Below are 17,524 nucleotides of genomic sequence, written 5' to 3' on the forward strand. Positions count from 1 at the left end.
GCGACCCTGGCCCGACCCTGATATTCGGCGCCCCGCCGCCCCCGAGCCGGTACCAGGGACGATCTCAGGGCCGACCCTGATGTCCAGGGCGGGCCGAACGTGTGACGATCGGTGCATGTCCGCAGCCGCTCGTGTCACCGACACCGACGAACCGCCCGTGCGCAGGCTCTACCGGAGCGCCGACGGGCGATGGCTCGGCGGTGTCACGCGCGGCCTCGCCGGACACCTCGGGCTGCCGGTCGTCTGGGTCCGCGTGGCCTTCGTGGTCATGTGCTTCCTGGACGGCCTCGGGCTGCTGATCTACGCGGCCTTCTGGATCGTCGTCCCGCTCGGTGTCGGCGGCCGGACCGCCCCGCGCCCCGTCTTCGAGACCACCCCCGACGGGCGCCGCAGACTGCGCAAGCCCGACCGGGGTCAGATCTTCGCCCTCCTCGTGCTCGCGATCGGCGCCGCGCTCCTCATCGGGAACATCAGCGTCGACGGCGAGTCCGGCCGCTACGTCTGGCCGCTGCTTCTCGTCGGCGGCGGTGTCGTCCTGGTCTGGCGCCAGGCGGACAACGCCCGCCGGGCCAGCTGGACCGACCCCGGCCGCCGCACCCGTGCCCTCCAGCTCGCCCGCGGCCTCGTCGGTGTCGCCCTGGTCGGCACCGGTCTCGCCGTCTTCGTGGTGGTCCGCGGCTCCGTCGCCCAGCTCGGCACGGCCCTCACCGCGGCCGTCGCCGTCCTCACCGGCATAGCCCTGCTCTCCGGACCGTGGCTGGTCCGGATGTCGCAGGACCTCACCGAGGAGCGGACCATGCGCATCCGCGCCCAGGAGCGCGCCGAGGTGGCGGCCCACGTCCACGACTCCGTGCTGCACACCCTCACCCTGATCCAGCGGAACGCCGAGGACGCGGGCGAGGTCCGCCGGCTCGCCCGCGCCCAGGAGCGGGAGCTGCGGAACTGGCTCTACAAGCCCGAGGGCACCGGCAGGGACGAGGAGCCCGAGACCCTCGCGGAGGCGGTGAAGAAGGCGGCGGCCGAGGTGGAGGACAAGCACGGCGTCCCGATCGAGGTGGTCGTCGTCGGCGACTGCCCGCTCGACGAAGGACTGGTCGCGCAGATCCAGGCCGCACGCGAGGCGATGGTCAACGCCGCGAAGTACGGTGGCGAGGGCGGGGCGGTACAGGTGTACGCGGAGGTCGAGGGCCGCACGGTGTTCGTCTCCGTCCGGGACCGGGGGCCGGGGTTCGACCTGGACGCCGTCCCCCAGGACAGGATGGGCGTACGAGAATCGATCATCGGCCGGATGCAGCGCAACGGCGGCACGGCCCGGCTGCGGTCCGTGCCGGGCGGGGGCACCGAAGTGGAGCTTGAGATGGAGAGGGCGGACGGATGAGCGACGAGACGGAAGCGACCGGAACCGAGGCGGGGGCGGGCACGGAGCGCCGGGTGCGGGTGGTGCTCGTCGACGACCACCGGATGTTCCGTACGGGAGTGCAGGCCGAGATCGGCCGTACCGAGGTCACCGGTGTCGAGGTGGTCGGCGAGGCCGCCGACGTCGACCAGGCGGTCACCGTCATCACGGCGACCCGCCCCGAGGTCGTCCTCCTCGACGTCCACCTCCCGGGCGGCGGCGGGGTCGAGGTGCTGCGGCGCTGCGCGAACCTGATGAGCGCGGCGGAGGATCCGGTGCGCTTCCTCGCCCTGTCCGTCTCGGACGCTGCCGAGGACGTCATCGGGGTGATCCGGGGCGGTGCCCGCGGCTATGTCACCAAGACGATCACCGGTACCGACCTGGTCGACTCGGTCTTCCGGGTCCAGGAGGGCGACGCCGTGTTCTCGCCCCGGCTCGCCGGATTCGTCCTGGACGCCTTCGCGTCGACGGACGCTCCGCCGGTGGACGAGGACATGGACCGGCTGACCCAGCGGGAGCGGGAGGTGCTGCGGCTGATCGCCCGGGGGTACGCGTACAAGGAGATCGCCAAGCAGCTCTACATCTCGGTGAAGACGGTCGAGTCGCACGTCTCGGCCGTGCTGCGCAAGCTCCAGCTCTCCAACCGCCACGAACTGACCCGCTGGGCCACCGCCCGCCGCCTGGTCTGAGCCGCGTCAGCCCACCCGGGCCGCTCCCGCGAAGGGCATCTCGTCGATGGGGGCGACCCGTACGGGTGCGCCGGGGCGGGGGGCGTGGATCATCTGGCCGCCGCCGATGTAGAGCCCGACGTGGCTGATCCCGGAGTAGAAGAAGACCAGGTCGCCGGGGGCGAGCTGGGACCGGGAGACCCGCGTGCCCGCGTTGATCTGGGTGTACGTGGTGCGCGGCAGCGAGACGCCGGCGGCGCGCCAGGCCGCCTGGGTGAGGCCCGAGCAGTCGTACGCGGAGGGGCCCGTCGCCCCCCAGACGTACGGCTTGCCCAGCTGGGCGCGGGCGAAGGAGACGGCCTCGGCCGCCCGGCCGTTCGGCGCGGTCACCGGTCCGCGGTCGCCGCCCGAGGAGCGGTCCGCGCGTACGGAGGGGGCGGCGGTCGCCGTGCCCGCATCCCCGGTGCCGCCGTTCCCGGCCGACGTGCCGGTGCCGTCGCGGCCGGCCTCGGCGGCCTCGTAGCGGGCGCGTTCCTCCGCGGTCAGCCGGGCGAGCAGCGTCCGTGCCGCCTGGAGCTTCCCGAGGACGGCCGCCTTCTGCCGCCGCAGCTCCGTCTCGTGCGCGCGCAGCGCGTCCAGACGTCCCGTCGCCTCGGAACGCAGCTGCCGGACGGCGGCGAGCTCACGGCGTACGGCGCTGACGGCCGCCGCCTGCCGGTCCCCGGCCCGCTCGGCGAGCGCGGCCCGCTCCAGGTACTGGTCGGGGTTCGAGGTGAGGGCGAGCTGGACGGCGGGATCGAGGCCCCCGGACCGGTACTGGGCGGCGGCCATGGCCCCGAGCCCGTCCCGCGCGGTGTTGAGCCGCTGGGTCCTGCGGGCGGCCTCGTCGCGCAGCCGCTCGAAGGCGGTGCGGGCCTCGTCCGCCTTCTCCTTCGCCCCGTTGTACCGCTCGGTCGCGACCTCGGCCTCCTCGTACAGCCGGTCGACCTTCTCCTTGACCTGGGCGGTGGTGGGCCGGGGTTCGGCGTGTGCCGACCCCTCGAAGAGAGTCGCGGTCGCGGCGGAGGCGAGGGCGAGTGTGGCGGCGGTGCGGCCCGCCTGACCACCGAGGGGCGACTGCTTGGGTTTTCGGTGTGCTGCCACGAGGGCGGGTCACATCCTCTGCCTGGGGGACGGGCCCGCCGGGCCGACGGCGGGCCGCACAGGGGAGACGGACCGCCGCCGGGTTCTCGGCGGGGGTGACCGACAACCGCCGGATCGCCGGCGGTGGTGGGGAGCCGGCCACCTGGTGAAGGACGCTAAACCTGGGGTCACGCCCGGGCGGTGGGATGACCGCTATTGGCGACACTTGGCGGCCGGCGACCGATGTCTTCCGCCCCGGGGGCCGGCCCGAGAGGCATTCCGGCGGCCGTCCGACCGAAGCGGGGGAGTGGGTGGACCCGGCCGGATGCCCGTGCTAGTGCCCCGGTTAGGCTCCGGCCCATGGACGTACTCATCAATGTCTTCGTCGCCCTGCACATCATCGGTATCGCCTCCCTGCTGGGCGGGTTCCTCACCCAGATGAAGGCGATGGGGGCCGGTACGGCCCGCTTCAGCCCCGCGATGCTGCACGGCGCGCTGACCATGCTCGTCACCGGCGTCGCGCTCGTCGGCCTGAACCAGGCGGACGACCAGAGCGTCGACAACCTCAAGATCGGCATCAAGCTCGGGATCCTCGTCGTGATCCTCGCCCTCGTCTACGTGAAGCGCGACGAGGAGCGGGTCGAGAAGGGTCTCTTCGCCGCCGTCGGCGGTCTGACCACGGCGAACATCTTCATCGCCACCCTCTGGACGTGACCCCCGGACGGGACCCGGAACCCCTCCGGCGCGCGGCCGGCCACGCGGGTGTGACCGGTTCCGCAGCCCCGTGAGGAAGGCCGCTCCCGAAGGCGGGCCCGGATGTCGGTGGGGCGTCCTAGACTCGTGAGGCGATGAGCAGCCTCTTTGACGACAGCTTCCTGGCCGGCCTCCAGATGAACCACTCCTCGGAGGAGCCCCCGCCCCATCCCGAGGACGACCACCATGGCTCCCCGGCCGTGGAGGAGGTCCCGCACGACCTCTTCGGGGAGCACTTCGACGTGCCCCCGCCCGCCCGGGACACCCACTACCGCGACGGCGCACCCCGCCCCGTCGTGGACACCGCCGCGCTCCTGGACGGGCTGAACGAGCAGCAGCGTGCCGCCGTCGTCCACACGGACACCCCGCTGCTCATCGTCGCCGGAGCGGGCTCCGGCAAGACCCGGGTGCTCACCCACCGCATCGCCCACCTCCTGGGCACGCGGCACGTGCACCCCGGCCAGATACTGGCGATCACCTTCACCAACAAGGCCGCCGGCGAGATGAAGGAGCGCGTCGAGCAGCTCGTCGGACCGCGCGCCCACGCGATGTGGGTGATGACCTTCCACAGCGCCTGCGTCCGCATCCTGCGCCGCGAGTCGAAGAGGCTCGGCTTCACGTCCTCCTTCTCGATCTACGACGCCGCCGACTCCAAGCGTCTGATGTCCCTGGTCTGCCGCGACCTGGACCTCGACCCGAAGAAGTTCCCGCCGAAGTCCTTCAGCGCCAAGATCTCGAACCTCAAGAACGAGCTGATCGACGAGGAGACCTTCGCCGACCAGGCCGTAGACGGTTTCGAGAAGACGCTCGCCGAGGCCTACCGGATGTACCAGGCGCGGCTGCGCGAGGCGAACGCCCTGGACTTCGACGACATCATCATGACGACGGTCCATCTGCTCCAGGCGTTCCCCGACGTCGCCGAGCACTACCGCCGCCGCTTCCGGCACGTCCTCGTCGACGAGTACCAGGACACCAACCACGCCCAGTACACCCTCGTGCGCGAGCTCGTCGGCACCGGCTACGAGGACCTCGGCCCCGCCGAGCTGTGCGTCGTCGGTGACGCCGACCAGTCGATCTACGCCTTCCGCGGCGCGACCATCCGCAACATCCTCCAGTTCGAGGAGGACTACCCGGACGCGACGACGATCCTGCTGGAGCAGAACTACCGCTCCACGCAGACGATCCTCTCCGCCGCGAACGCCGTCATCGAGCGCAACGAGTCCCGCCGCCCCAAGAACCTCTGGACGAACGCCGGCGCGGGCGCGCAGATCACGGGCTACGTCGCCGACACCGAGCACGACGAGGCCCAGTTCGTCGCCGACGAGATCGACCGGCTCACCGACGCGGGCGAGGCCAAGGCCGGAGACGTCGCCGTCTTCTACCGGACCAACGCCCAGTCGCGTGTCTTCGAAGAGATCTTCATCCGCGTCGGACTGCCCTACAAGGTCGTCGGCGGCGTGCGCTTCTACGAGCGCAAGGAGGTCCGGGACGTCCTCGCCTATCTGCGCGTCCTGGCCAACCCCGAGGACAACGTCCCGCTGCGCCGCATCCTCAACGTCCCCAAGCGGGGCATCGGCGAGCGCGCCGAGGCGATGATCGACGCCCTCTCGCTGCGCGAGAAGATCACTTTCCCGCAGGCCCTCAAGCGGGTCGACGAGGCGTACGGCATGGCGGCCCGCTCGGCCAACGCCGTCAAGCGGTTCAACGCGCTGATGGACGAGCTGCGCACCGTCGTCGAGTCCGGCGCCGGTCCCGCCGTCGTCCTGGAAGCCGTCCTGGAGCGTACGGGCTACCTCGCCGAGCTCCAGGCCTCGACCGACCCGCAGGACGAGACCCGGGTCGAGAACCTCCAGGAACTCGCCGCCGTGGCCCTGGAGTTCGAGCAGGAGCGCGGTGAGGAGCCCGCGACCCTCGCCGAGTTCCTGGAGAAGGTCGCGCTCGTCGCCGACTCCGACCAGATCCCGGACGACGACGAGGAGGGCCGGGGCGTCATCACCCTGATGACGCTCCACACCGCCAAGGGCCTCGAATTCCCCGTGGTGTTCCTGACGGGCATGGAGGACGGCGTCTTCCCGCACATGCGCGCCCTCGGCCAGGCGAAGGAGCTGGAGGAGGAGCGGCGCCTCGCGTACGTCGGCATCACGCGCGCGCGGGAGCGGCTCTACCTCACGCGCTCGTCGATGCGCAGCGCCTGGGGCCAGCCCTCGTACAACCCGGCCTCGCGCTTCCTCGAGGAGATCCCGCCCGCGTACCTGGACTGGAAGCGGACCGGTCCGATGGCGAAGCCCGCCGGACCGACCTCGGGGATCACCTCCTCGCTCTCCTCCTCCCGTTCGCGCTCCGGACCCTCGGGCTTCGCGACCCGGCGTGCGGGGGAGAAGCCGGTGATCTCCCTCCAGGTCGGCGACCGGGTCACGCACGACCAGTTCGGCCTCGGCACGGTCATGACCGTGACCGGTGCGGGCGCGGACGCCCAGGCGACGATCGACTTCGGCGACGAGAAGCCGAAGCGGCTGCTGCTGCGGTACGCGCCGGTCGAGAAGCTGTAGCGCGGAGACGGCGTACGCGAGCGGGCCCCGGCCGAAGAAGCCGGGCCCGCTCGCGTACGTGAGGGATGGGGGCGATCAGCTGGTCGGGTCGAGACCGTGGCTGCGCAGCCAGGCCAGCGGGTCGATCGCGTAGCCGCCGCCCGGCCGGACCTCGAAGTGCAGGTGTGGGCCGGTGGAGTTGCCTGTGTCGCCGGAGTACGCGATGACGTCGCCGGCCTTCACCTGGCCGTAGCGGATCTTGGCGCTGCTGAGGTGGCAGTACCAGGTCTCGGTGCCGTCGGGCGCGGTCACGATCACCATGTTGCCGTAGGCGCTGTTGATCTGGGTGCGGACGGTGCCGTCCGTCGCGGCCATCACGGGAGTGCCGGGCTGCACGGGGAAGTCGATTCCGGTGTGCACGGACATCCAGTTGACGCCGGACTGGCCGAAGCGTGCGCTGAGCCGGTGGAGTGCCACCGGCAGCATGTACTTGGGACGCAGCGCCTCCTTGCGGGCCGCCTCCTCCTCGCGCTTCTTCTTGTCGGCCGCCTGGCGCGCCTTGAGGTCGATGCGCTCCTGGGTGCGGCTGGCGCGGTCGCCGAAGTCGCGGGCGTCGGCGCTGAGCGCGGCGAGCTGCGTGTCGAGGGCGTTGTTGGCGGCGACCTGCTTCACGGACGCCGGGTCGGCGGCGGCGAGCGCGGTCGTGTCTTCCTTCTTCGTGCTGTCGGCACCGGTTCCGGTGAGTCCGCCGACGGAGGCGGCGGCGATGCCGGCGACTCCCATGACGCAGGCGGAGGGAACGGCGACGGTCAGCAGCGCGGAGCGCTTGGCGGGGGTACGGCGGCGGCCGCGGCTGCCGTTGGGGGAGCGGCGCACGGGGCGGCCGGCGAGGGGGGAGTCCGTACGGACCTCGACGGCGGGCTGGTCGTCGGGGTCGGTGTCGTGGGCCTCGCGGGCCTCGTGACGGTCCTCGTCGTCCTCGTGGTCCTCGGACGCGGCCCGGTCGTGGGCGGGCTCGGCGTCGTCGAGGTCCGCCTCGGCCTCGGAGACGTACTCGAACGCGAACTCCGCGGTGTGCTCGGGACCCGGGGTGTACTGCTGGGGGACGACCGGCTCGGCCTCCGGGGTGTTCTGGTTCCACGCGGTCGCGTCGTAGGCGCCGGTGTCGGTCGCGAAGGCGGGGGCGGCCCACTGTCCGGTCGCGTCGTACGACTCGTAGCCGTACGCGCCCTGGGCGGTGTAGGCGCCCGCGTGGAGGGTCTCGTACTGGCCGGTGTGCTGCGCCTCGGTCCAGGCGGAGGCGTCCCACTGGCCGGTCGTGTCGTACGTGGGGGCGGCGCCGTGCTGCGCGGCCGCCGTGTCGTACTGCCCGGTCGTCGTCTCGTACGTGCCGGTCGAGGTCCCGTACGTGCCGGTGGCGTCGTAGGCGCCGGTGGTGTTCCACTGCCCGGTCGTGTCCCACTGGCCGGTCGTGTCGTACGTGCCGGTGGCCTCGTACTGCCCGGCGGTGGCGTACTGCCCCGTCATGTCGTACTGACCGGTCGCGGCGTACTGCGTCGCGTCGTACTGCCCGGTCGTCGTTCCGTACTGCTCCGCCGTCCCGTACGTGCCGGTGACGTCGTATCCGCCGAGGTTCCACTGTCCGCTGTGGTCCGCCCCGCCGTCGCCGTAGGCGCCGAAGAGAGGGTCTGTGGCGAAACTGCCGGTGGAGTGGGCGCCGTCTCCGACGTACCCGGCGTGGGGGTGCTGGTCGTTCACCAACGTCTCTCTCGCCTCGGCAGCAGGACCAGTCCGGGGCGGGCCCGACGAGGGTGTCCCGGGGGTAAGCAGTGGCGCGACTGTACCCGGCGGTATGCGCAGCCGACAATCTTCGGCGGTGGGTGAGGCCGTAGGAAACGGGCAATCGGCCGTGTTTCGCCAGCTCAGGGAGAGAGCTTTGGCCTTGTGTTCGAGGAACGTTCGAAGAACGGTGTCGGAGTGTCACGCCACGGACGTGGCGCCCGGCTCCTCCTCACGCGCTCCCGGGGCCTCCGGACCGTCCGCGTCGAGGGCATCCCGGACCCCGGCGGCCACCGTGGGGTGCACCGGCAGGGCGAGATGACCGATCCCGCTGACCCGCACGTTGTGCACGAGCAGGTCGGGATGGTCGAGCCGCGCCGTCTCCGCCGGCACCATGATCTGGTCCAGATCGCTCCAGAAACTCACGAACCGGGTCCGGCAGCCGGGCGAGGGCCCGGCGAGCTCCCGCAGGACCTCCGAACCGGGCCGCATCTGCCGCACCAGCGGATGCGCGTCGGCGAGCGGGGCCACGCTCGTGCCGGAGTGCGGGGTCCCCAGCGTGACCAGGGTGCGTACCCGGCTGTCACCGCCGAGCCGCTGTACGTAATAACGGGCGATGAGCCCGCCCAGGCTGTGGCCGACGATGTCGACCTCGGCGTGTCCCGTCCGGGCGCGGATCTCGTCCACCCGGCGGCCGAGCAGCTCGGCGGCGGCCCGCAGGTCGCAGGTGAGCGGTGAGTAGTTGAGCGACTCGACGCAGTCACGGCCGTTCCTGGTGAGGGAGCGGCGCAGCATGACGAAGACCGAACGGTTGTCGACGAAACCGTGCAGCAGGACGACCGGGCGCCGGCCGGGGGTGACCGACGGGGGCGGGACGGGGGCGAGGCGCTCGGCCACGATCCCGGACGGGTAGAGGACGAGATGCCCGGTGAGGATCGCGAGCTCGAGGGCGGTGGCTTTCATCAGGGCGGTGACCTTGGTGAACTCCACGGGCGACCTCCCGAACTGCACGTGGGGCCGGACGGTACGCCGGTGCGCCGCGCCCCCGTGCCGCACGGACGGCGGCGCGGAGGCGCGGCGACCTCGTCGCGGCTCCCTTCGCGAGCGTGCCCCGCTTGCGGCTGGTGGGCCCGGGCGGGCCCGAAAGCGGGGTACGACGCAGAGCGAACATGTCCCACGTGTGATTTCCCCCTCGCTCGCCGCCGCGAAACAGCCGGGTGCGAGATGCTGGAGATAACGTTCGTTCACCTCCCCGGCAAAGACGCGCGGGGGTCGCATGTGGAGGCAGTGATGGGTGTGACCGGTCCGATCCGCGTGGTGGTTGCCAAGCCGGGTCTCGACGGCCACGATCGCGGGGCCAAGGTGATCGCGCGGGCACTCCGCGACGCCGGTATGGAGGTCATCTACACCGGCCTCCACCAGACGCCCGAGCAGATCGTCGACACCGCGATCCAGGAGGACGCCGACGCCATCGGCCTCTCGATCCTCTCGGGCGCGCACAACACGCTGTTCGTGAAGGTCCTGGAGCTCCTCAAGGACCGTGACGCCGAGGACATCAAGGTCTTCGGCGGCGGCATCATCCCCGACGGGGACATCGCGCCGCTGAAGGAGAAGGGCGTGGCGGAGATCTTCACGCCGGGCGCGACGACCACGTCCATCGTCGACTGGGTGAACGCGAACGTCCGCGTGGCCGCGTAGCCCGTGCCGTCCGTGTACCGCGCGTAGTCCGTGTCACCCGTTTCGGCGATACGTACCGCAGGCTGCGAAGGGCCCTTCCGTACGGGAGGGCCCTTCGGCGTGCCGGGGCCGCCATCCGACCGCCGCGGCCGGACCCGGGCGTGGCCTGCTCAGGGCGGGCCGACTCCCGACGAGGGTCGCGCTATGGGGCCGGTTCCGTGAGTTCGGCTCTCATCGCCTCACGCAGCCGCAGCGTGGAGACCAGGCGCTGGAACGCCTCGGACCAATAGCCGCCCGCGCCGGGGGAGATGTCGTCCGCCTCCTCGGGCCGGGCCGTCAGGGACTCCAGCTGCCGGGCCGCCTCCGGGGCGAGGCAGCGCTCCGCGAGCCCCATCACCCCGCTGAAGCTCCACGGGTAACTGCCCGCCTCCCGCGCGATGTCGAGGGCGTCGATCACCGCCCCGCCGAGCGGCTCGGCCCACGGGACCTCGCAGACACCGAGCAGCTGGAACGCCTCCGACAGGCCGTGGGCGACGATGAACGCCCCGACCCAGCAGGCTCGTTCCTCCGCCGGCAGCGTCGACAGGAGCTGGGCCCGCTCGGCCAGCGACGACGTGCCGGGGCCCGTCGCGGGCGGGATCGCCGGGGAGCCGAGCAGCGCCCGCGACCAGGCCGCGTCCCGCTGCCGTACGGCCGCCCGGCACCAGGCGGCGTGCAGTTCGGCCTGCCAGTCGTCGGCGACCGGCAGCGCCACGATCTCCTCCGGGCCGCGCCCGCCGAACCTCGGCGGCCAGCAGGACAGCGGCGCGGCCTCGACGAGCTGGCCCAGCCACCAGGACCGCTCGCCCCGGCCGGCGGGCGGTGTCGCCGCGAGGCCGTCCCGCTGCATGGCCGAGTCGCACTCGTGCGGGGCCTCCACCGTGACCGTGGGCGACTCCGCCGTCCGGTCGAGACCGACGCAGGTGACCGCGCGGCCCGCCATCCGGCCCGCGAGCGCCGAGGCCGGCAGGGCGGAGAGCAGTTCGGCGGCGGTGGCGCGGACGTTGCGGCTGCGGTCGCCGAGGGCCTCCTCCAGGAACTCCTCGTCCGCGCCGGACAGTCCGGTCCGCAGCGAGTCGAGGAACATCAGCCGGTCCTCCGCCCGCTCGGCGGACCAGGTGGACGCGAGGAGGGCGAGACCGGCCGCCGGGTCCTCCGTCCGTACGGCGCCGAGCAGGGCGACGCGCTCGGCGAACAGTCCCTCGTCCCAGAGGGCGCGCACCCCCTCCCGGTCCCCGGGGTCCGGGAGGGAGCTGCCCGCGCCCGCGCCGCGCAGGGCGAACCGCCACTCGGGGTTGAGCCGGGCCAGCCACAGGCCGCGCGGCCCGGCGAGCAGAAGGGCCTGGGGCCGCAGATCGGTGCGGGCCCGGGCCGCGTCGAGCAGGGCGGGCAGGGTGGCGGCCGGTGCCTTGTAGCCGCGTTCGTTGGCGAGGGCGAGCCACTGCGGGAGGAGTTCGGCCAGATCGGGCGCCGCCCCGCGCCGCCCGGAGGGGGAGGGGGCGGCCCGGCCGGCGAGCAGCTGGTCGAGCCGCCGCCGCGCGTCCCCGGGCAGCGGCCGGCGGTGGTCCTCGGGCGCCGGCTCCGGCGGTGGGGCGGCGGGCCCGGGGCGCAGTCCCGCCCTGCGCCGTACGGTGTGCAGCGCGGCGGCGTCGAGCAGGGCGCCCGGCAGCTCGCCGCCCGGCAGCCCTGCGAGCCGGGCGGGCACCCGGCGGTCCGTCCCGAGCAGGGCCGAGGTGACGAGTTCCTCCCAGCCGCCGTCCGCTCCGTCCGTGCCGCCGCCTCCGTCCGTGTCGTCAGGGGCGCCGCCGGCCTCCCGGGCTTCTGTGTCCTGCCCGGCGTCGTCGGCTCCGTCCGTGTCCTCCCCGGCGTCGTCACGGACGCCGCCCTCCTCCACGAGGGGCGTGCCGGCCGTCGGGATCGTCGTGTCCGTCTCCATCGGGGTCCTCCGGTCGGCCGGTGCTCCGCGGGCGCGGGTCATATGAGAGGGACCGTTTCTCCCGGGGTCTCCCGGGACCAGGCGGCGAGTGGGGTGAACCCCCGGTGCCCGCACTCCCCGAAGACGGTCACCGGGGCCCCGCCGGACAGGGCGACCAGGCGCCAGAGCCCGGGACGGGACTGGGCTGCGGAGGTCAGCGGCAGCGCCTCGCGGCCGTCCGCGTCGGCGAGCTGCCAGCCGTACTCCGCGCGCGCGGGGACGACCCCGCTCAGCGTCACGGGCCAGGAGTTCAGCCACGGGTCCTCGCGCAGCGCGCGGCCGTACGCGTCGAGGGCCGAGCCCACCGGGCCGCCCGGCGGCGGGGCGGCGGGACCCTCGACCGGGACGAACCGCTCGCCGGGCTCCGCGCGCAGCCGGCCCGAGCCCTCGTGCGGGGTCAGCTCGCCGTCGAGCACGGCGCCCACCGGGAGCGCCAGCCCGGGGGCTCTCCCCGCGGCGCCGTAGGACAGCAGGAACGCGGTGCGCCCGCTCGTCGTGCCGTGCAACCAGATGCGCCGGGTGGTCAGCCGGGCGTCGGCCGCGTCGTACTGCGCGAGCACCAGCCAGTGGTCGCGCACCGGGACGCCGCCGACCGCGCCGGAGAGGCCGACCCGGGTCCGTACGGTCGTGGCGAAGGGGGCGGGCAGCCGGTCGGCGGTGAGCCAGGCGCGGTCGAGGAGGTGGGTCAGCGCGCACTCCTCCAGGAGCCGCACCGGCCAGCCGGGTCCGGAGCCCGGTATCGCCCCCAACTCCCGCACCCGGCCAGCGAGTCCCGGCGCCTGCGCGTCCACCATCCGGGCCGCCGTCTCCTCCCACAGTCCGTACCCCCGCTGCTCCGCCGCCGCCAGGCCGCCGCGCAGCAGGTCGGCGAGCCGCTGCTCCAACTCCTCGGCGCCCGCGGTGATCCGGGCGGCTCTCCGCTCGGCCCTGCGGCGCGCCGCCTCCGGATCGGCCGGGCCCCCGGCGGATCCGGACCCCGACCTCGCGTCCGCGCTCCCGGCCCGCTCGCGGCGCGCCGCGAGCCACGGCCCGGCCCAGTCGGGCGCGACGGTCTCCCCGCTCTCCCCGCCGTCCGTCCCGTCCGAGGCCTGGAGCAGCAGCAGCCCGAGCGCGTGCTTGCACGGGAGCGCGCGGCTCGGGCACTCGCACAGGTAGGCGGGCCCCGTCGTGTCGACCACCGTCCGGTACGGCACGCGGCCGCTGCCCTTGCACAGACCCCAGACGGCGCCCTCGCCGCTGCCTCTGCCCGACCACGGTCCGGCCGTGCCGAGCCTGCTCCCCGCTCTGCGCGACGCGTCGTCAGGAGCCAGTGCCAGCACCTGCTCAGCCGTCCAGCGCACCCCCATGGCATTCATGTCCTCGACGGTAGAGGCCGCCACTGACAACGCCCGGGCCCGGAGGCCCGGGCGTGCGGGAGGGCGGGCGCAGAGGGCGGGAGACCAGAGCGCTTTACCCTTCCTTTACCATTCTCCTGGCGGGTTCAACCGACTCGCACGAACCGTCCAGGGGGAACCCGTATGAAGCGCACCGTTCGCACCGCCGTCTCCGCCCTCGCCGTCGCCGGCCTCGCCCTCGGCCTCGGCGCCTGCTCCGAGGCCGCCGAGAAGGCCGTCGACCAGGTCGACAAGTCCGTGAACGAGACCTACGAGGTCACGTACGAGGTCACCGGCACGGGTATCGAGTCGATCGACTACCACGCGGGCGACGGCACCGCGATGGCGCCGAAGATCGAGTCGGAGAAGAAGCCGGCCGCGCCGTGGAAGAAGACCGTGAAGCTGAAGGGCATCATGCCGCCGGCCGTCATGCCGGTCTCGCTCACCCCCGCCGACCTCACCTGCAAGGTCGTCTACCAGGGCAAGGTCATCAAGGAGGCCAAGGCCGAGCAGGCCATGGCCGGCGGCTGCGTCGCCGTCTCCCCGATCGCGGGCTGACCCTCCCTCACTGCTCCAACAGCCCCTGACCAGCGGCGACATCCGATTGTCAGTGGCATGGTGCACGGTGGATCCCACAGCAGATCGAACGATCTGGAGGGGGATCCATGCCCGTGCCCGAAACCATCGCGCAGCCCCGTTCCGGTGCCGAGACGGACACCGGACCGGGGCGGCCGCAGACCGTGACCGAGGTCCTGCGGCCGCACGCCGAGCACGCCTTCGCCGACGAACTCGCCGCGCTCGCCGCCGCCGACGACCGGCCTCGACCCGCCCGCTGGCGCCTCTCGCCCTGGGCCGTCGCCACCTATCTCCTCGGCGGCACACTCCCCGACGGGACGGTGATCACACCCAAGTACGTGGGCCCGCGCCGCATCGTCGAGGTCGCCGTCACCACCCTCGCCACCGACCGGGCGCTGCTCCTGCTCGGTGTGCCCGGCACCGCCAAGACCTGGGTCTCCGAGCATCTCGCCGCCGCCGTCAGCGGCGACTCGACCCTCCTCGTCCAGGGCACCGCCGGCACCCCCGAGGAAGCCGTCCGGTACGGCTGGAACTACGCCCGGCTGCTCGCCGAAGGCCCCAGCCGGGACGCCCTCGTGCCGAGCCCCGTGATGCGGGCGATGGCGCGGGGCATGACCGCGCGCGTGGAGGAACTCACCCGTATCCCCGCCGACGTGCAGGACACACTCATCACGATCCTGTCCGAGAAGACCCTCCCCCTCCCCGAGCTGGGCCAGGAGGTGCAGGCCGTCCCCGGCTTCAACCTGATCGCCACGGCCAACGACCGGGACCGGGGCGTCAACGAACTCTCCAGCGCGCTGCGCCGCCGCTTCAACACGGTGGTCCTGCCGCTGCCCGCGACCCCCGAGGCCGAGGTCGACATCGTCGCCCGCCGCGTCGAGCAGCTCGGGCGCTCCCTCGCCCTGCCCGCCGTCCCGGACGGCGTCGACGAGATCCGCCGGGTCGTCACCGTCTTCCGCGAACTGCGGGACGGGGTCACCACCGACGGCCGGACACGGGTCAAGTCCCCCTCGGGGACGCTCTCCACGGCCGAGGCGATCTCCGTCGTCACCGGCGGCCTCGCGCTCGCCGCCCACTTCGGCGACGGGGTGCTCCGCCCCGCGGACATCGCGGCGGGCATCCTCGGCGCGGTCGTCCGCGACCCGGCGGCCGACCGGGTCGTCTGGCAGGAGTACCTGGAGACGGTGGTCAGGGAGAGAGACGGCTGGAAGGACTTCTACCGTGCCTGCCGCGAGGTGAGCTGATGACGTCCGCCTCCACGGCCGGGACCACCCCTCCCTCCACCAACACCTCTCCCTCCACCACCTCGATCTCCCTTGCCGCCACCGCTTCCCGGGCCGTCGCCGCGTCCGGACGCGGCCGCGCCGGCGGGCCGCTCGTGCTCGGGGTGCGGCACCACGGGCCCGGATCCGCGCGGGGCGTGCGGGCCGCGCTGGAGGCGGCCGATCCCGCCGTCGTGCTCGTCGAAGGACCCGCCGAGGCCGACGCGCTCGTGGAGCTCGCCGGCGACCCCGGCATGCGACCGCCGGTCGCACTGCTCGCCCACGCCGTGGACGACCCCGGCCGCGCCTCGTTCTGGCCGATGGCCGCGTTCTCTCCCGAGTGGGTCGCGATCCGCTGGGCCCTCGACCGGGGCGCCGCCGTCCGGTTCATCGACCTGCCCGCCGCCCACACCCTGGCCGCCGCCGACCCCACCTGGGACGACGGGGAGGAGGAGGTCTCCGGGAGCGGCCCGCGGATCGACCCGGTCGCCGAACTCGCCCGGGTCGCCGGGTACGAGGACGCCGAGCGCTGGTGGGAGGACGTCGTCGAACTGCGCGGCGACGACGACCCGACCGCCCCCTTCGAAGCCCTCGCGGAGGCGATGGGCGCGCTCCGCGAGGCGTACGGGCACGGCGGGCACCCCCGCGACCTCGTCCGCGAGGCCCATATGCGGATCCGGCTGCGCGCAGCCCGCAAGGAGTTCGGCGACGACGCCGTCGCCGTCGTCTGCGGCGCCTGGCACGTCCCCGCCCTCACCCGGAAGACCACCGTCGCCGCCGACCGGGCCCTGCTCAAGGGGCTGCCCAAGTTGAAGGCCGAGACGACCTGGGTCCCCTGGACCCACCGCAGGCTCGCCCGCCGCTCGGGGTACGGCGCCGGGATCGAGGCGCCCGGCTGGTACGCGCATCTCTTCGCCGCGCCCGACCGGCCCGTCGAGCGGTGGATGACCAAGGTCGCGGGACTCCTCAGGGACGAGGACCACCTCGTCTCCTCCGCCCATGTCATCGAGGCCGTCCGGCTCGCCGACACCCTCGCCGCCCTGCGCGGCCGCCCGCTCCCCGGCCTCGACGAGACGACGGACGCCGTCCGCGCCGTGCTCTGCGGGGGCTCCGACGTGCCGCTCGACCTGGTCCGGGACCGTCTCGTCGTCGGCGACGTCCTCGGCGAGGTCCCGGCCGGCGCCCCAGCCGTCCCCCTCCAGCGCGATCTGGCCCGCCGTCAGCGCACCCTGCGCCTCAAACCCGAGGCCGCCGAGCGCGATCTCGATCTCGACCTGCGCAAGGACATGGACGGGGAGCGCAGCCGACTGCTGCACCGGCTGTGCCTCCTCGGCGTCGGCTGGGGCGAACCGGCCACCGGCCGTTCCGGCACCGGCACCTTCCGGGAGGGCTGGCGGCTGCGCTGGGAGCCCGAGTTGCACGTCCAGGTCGCCGAGGCCGGCGTCTGGGGCACCACTGTCGAGGCCGCCGCCACCGCCCGGGCCGGATCCCGGGCGGTGGCGGCCGACGCCCTCGCCGACATCACCGCCCTCGCCGAGCAGTGCCTGCTCGCCGGGCTCACCGACGCCCTCCCCGTCGTCATGCGGGCGCTCGCCGACCGGGCCGCGCTCGACACCGACGTCGCCCGCCTCGCCCAGGCCCTCCCCGCCCTCGCCCGCTCCCTGCGCTACGGCGACGTCCGGGGCACCGGGACGGCGGCCCTCGCCGAAGTCGCCGCCGGCCTCGCCGAACGGATCTGCGTCGGCCTGCCGCCCGCCTGCACGGGACTCGACGCCGACGCGGCCGGCGCCATGCGTGAGCGGATCGACGAGGTGCACCAGGCCCTCGGACTGCTCCCCGGAGCCGACGGGCTGACCGACCGCTGGGCCGGCGTCCTGCGCCGGCTCGCCGACCGCGACCGGATCCCGGGCATCCTCAGGGGCCGCGCCGCCCGGCTCCTCCTGGACGAGGGCCGGCTCGCCGCGGACGAGGCCGCCCTCCTGATGAGCCGCGCCCTCTCGCCCGGCACCTCGCCCGCCGACGCCGCCTCCTGGATCGACGGCTTCGCCGGCGGGGCCTCGGGCGGCGGACTGCTCCTGGTCCACGACGACCGTCTCCTGGGACTGGTCGACGACTGGCTGACGGGCGTCCCGGCGGAGGCGTTCACCGATGTCCTGCCGCTGCTGCGGCGCACCTTCTCCGGATACGAGCCGGGGGTACGCCGGACCCTCGGCGAACTGGTCGCCCGCGGTCCCCGGGCCGGCGGCCCCGGGCACACCACCCCCGGAGTCCCCGGCTTCGCGCCCACCACCGACCGGGACCGGGCGGACGCCGTCCTGCCCCTCCTCCATCTCGTCCTCGGCACGGAGGCCCTCGTATGAGCACCGGCACGTCCGC

At 73.8% G+C, this 17,524-nt stretch carries 13 protein-coding genes; 8 read left to right on the forward strand and 5 right to left on the reverse strand.

The features are described 5' to 3' along the window. The first annotated feature begins 115 nt into the window (after positions 1–115). Together OG392_RS22275 and OG392_RS22280 are read left to right on the forward strand one after the other, a co-directional pair. A complete protein-coding gene (locus tag OG392_RS22275; protein WP_329282101.1) occupies positions 116–1,378 on the forward strand; it encodes a PspC domain-containing protein in 1,263 nt (420 codons plus the stop codon). Further along, the gene (locus OG392_RS22280; RefSeq protein ID WP_329282103.1) at positions 1,375–2,085 is read left to right on the forward strand and encodes a response regulator transcription factor; all 711 of its coding nucleotides are present in this window, start codon (positions 1,375–1,377) and stop codon (positions 2,083–2,085) included. The genes OG392_RS22275 and OG392_RS22280 overlap by 4 nt, the downstream gene beginning before the upstream one ends. Positions 2,086–2,091: 6 nt before the next feature. On the opposite strand, the gene OG392_RS22285 is transcribed toward OG392_RS22280, so the two are convergent. After that, positions 2,092–3,207 carry a C40 family peptidase gene (locus tag OG392_RS22285; protein ID WP_329282105.1) on the reverse strand — a complete coding sequence of 372 codons (1,116 nt, stop codon included), beginning with the start codon at positions 3,205–3,207 and terminating at the stop codon, positions 2,092–2,094. Between the two features lie 339 nt (positions 3,208–3,546). Between OG392_RS22285 and OG392_RS22290 the strand changes: the two genes are divergently transcribed. Continuing rightward, positions 3,547–3,900, forward strand: coding sequence for a hypothetical protein (locus OG392_RS22290; protein ID WP_329282107.1), 354 nt, complete (start codon positions 3,547–3,549; stop codon positions 3,898–3,900). Between the two features lie 134 nt (positions 3,901–4,034). Beyond that, positions 4,035–6,488, forward strand: a complete 2,454-nt coding sequence (gene pcrA, locus OG392_RS22295) for a DNA helicase PcrA (RefSeq protein WP_329282109.1) — start codon at positions 4,035–4,037, stop codon at positions 6,486–6,488. Between the two features lie 75 nt (positions 6,489–6,563). Here pcrA and OG392_RS22300 read toward each other — a convergent pair whose 3' ends face one another. Continuing rightward, complete coding sequence (locus OG392_RS22300; protein ID WP_329282111.1) at positions 6,564–8,225, reverse strand: M23 family metallopeptidase; 1,662 nt, start codon at positions 8,223–8,225, stop codon at positions 6,564–6,566. Between the two features lie 222 nt (positions 8,226–8,447). Beyond that, positions 8,448–9,209, reverse strand: a complete 762-nt coding sequence (locus OG392_RS22305; protein WP_329287392.1) for an esterase/lipase family protein — start codon at positions 9,207–9,209, stop codon at positions 8,448–8,450. A 327-nt stretch (positions 9,210–9,536) separates the two neighbouring features. Here OG392_RS22305 and OG392_RS22310 point away from each other — a divergent pair, with 327 nt between their 5' ends. Further along, complete coding sequence (locus OG392_RS22310; protein ID WP_187623423.1) at positions 9,537–9,944, forward strand: cobalamin B12-binding domain-containing protein; 408 nt, start codon at positions 9,537–9,539, stop codon at positions 9,942–9,944. Between the two features lie 181 nt (positions 9,945–10,125). Here the strand turns inward: OG392_RS22310 and OG392_RS22315 are convergent, their stop codons facing one another. Both OG392_RS22315 and OG392_RS22320 read right to left on the reverse strand, forming a co-directional pair. Then, positions 10,126–11,898 carry a DUF5691 domain-containing protein gene (locus OG392_RS22315; RefSeq protein WP_329282113.1) on the reverse strand — a complete coding sequence of 591 codons (1,773 nt, stop codon included), beginning with the start codon at positions 11,896–11,898 and terminating at the stop codon, positions 10,126–10,128. Positions 11,899–11,936: 38 nt separating this feature from the next. After that, entirely contained in the window at positions 11,937–13,292 is a 1,356-nt protein-coding gene (locus tag OG392_RS22320; protein ID WP_329282115.1) for an SWIM zinc finger family protein, read from the reverse strand. 162 nt (positions 13,293–13,454) lie between these two features. Between OG392_RS22320 and OG392_RS22325 the strand changes: the two genes are divergently transcribed. The 3 genes from OG392_RS22325 to OG392_RS22335 all read left to right on the forward strand — a co-directional run bounded on the left by OG392_RS22325 (position 13,455) and on the right by OG392_RS22335 (position 17,508). Next, positions 13,455–13,868, forward strand: a complete 414-nt coding sequence (locus OG392_RS22325) for a hypothetical protein (RefSeq protein ID WP_329282117.1) — start codon at positions 13,455–13,457, stop codon at positions 13,866–13,868. A gap of 107 nt (positions 13,869–13,975) precedes the next feature. Continuing rightward, positions 13,976–15,130, forward strand: a complete 1,155-nt coding sequence (locus OG392_RS22330; RefSeq protein WP_329282119.1) for an ATP-binding protein — start codon at positions 13,976–13,978, stop codon at positions 15,128–15,130. Continuing rightward, positions 15,130–17,508 carry a DUF5682 family protein gene (locus OG392_RS22335; RefSeq protein WP_329282122.1) on the forward strand — a complete coding sequence of 793 codons (2,379 nt, stop codon included), beginning with the start codon at positions 15,130–15,132 and terminating at the stop codon, positions 17,506–17,508. Before OG392_RS22330 ends, OG392_RS22335 begins: the two co-directional genes overlap by 1 nt. Positions 17,509–17,524 lie beyond the last annotated feature (16 nt).

This window comes from Streptomyces sp. NBC_00691 (genome assembly GCF_036226665.1).
GTDB lineage: Bacteria > Actinomycetota > Actinomycetes > Streptomycetales > Streptomycetaceae > Streptomyces.

What these genes read in the sequence shown, in the direction of transcription:
- OG392_RS22325 (WP_329282117.1), top strand. Translation starts at nt 13,455, where the DNA reads ATGAAGCGCACCGTTCGCACCGCCGTCTCCGCCCTCGCCGTCGCCGGC.
- OG392_RS22320 (WP_329282115.1), bottom strand. Translation starts at nt 13,292, where the DNA reads ATGAATGCCATGGGGGTGCGCTGGACGGCTGAGCAGGTGCTGGCACTG.
- OG392_RS22275 (WP_329282101.1), top strand. Translation starts at nt 116, where the DNA reads ATGTCCGCAGCCGCTCGTGTCACCGACACCGACGAACCGCCCGTGCGC.
- OG392_RS22310 (WP_187623423.1), top strand. Translation starts at nt 9,537, where the DNA reads ATGGGTGTGACCGGTCCGATCCGCGTGGTGGTTGCCAAGCCGGGTCTC.
- OG392_RS22290 (WP_329282107.1), top strand. Translation starts at nt 3,547, where the DNA reads ATGGACGTACTCATCAATGTCTTCGTCGCCCTGCACATCATCGGTATC.
- OG392_RS22315 (WP_329282113.1), bottom strand. Translation starts at nt 11,898, where the DNA reads ATGGAGACGGACACGACGATCCCGACGGCCGGCACGCCCCTCGTGGAG.
- OG392_RS22305 (WP_329287392.1), bottom strand. Translation starts at nt 9,209, where the DNA reads ATGAAAGCCACCGCCCTCGAGCTCGCGATCCTCACCGGGCATCTCGTC.
- OG392_RS22280 (WP_329282103.1), top strand. Translation starts at nt 1,375, where the DNA reads ATGAGCGACGAGACGGAAGCGACCGGAACCGAGGCGGGGGCGGGCACG.
- pcrA (WP_329282109.1), top strand. Translation starts at nt 4,035, where the DNA reads ATGAGCAGCCTCTTTGACGACAGCTTCCTGGCCGGCCTCCAGATGAAC.
- OG392_RS22330 (WP_329282119.1), top strand. Translation starts at nt 13,976, where the DNA reads ATGCCCGTGCCCGAAACCATCGCGCAGCCCCGTTCCGGTGCCGAGACG.
- OG392_RS22335 (WP_329282122.1), top strand. Translation starts at nt 15,130, where the DNA reads ATGACGTCCGCCTCCACGGCCGGGACCACCCCTCCCTCCACCAACACC.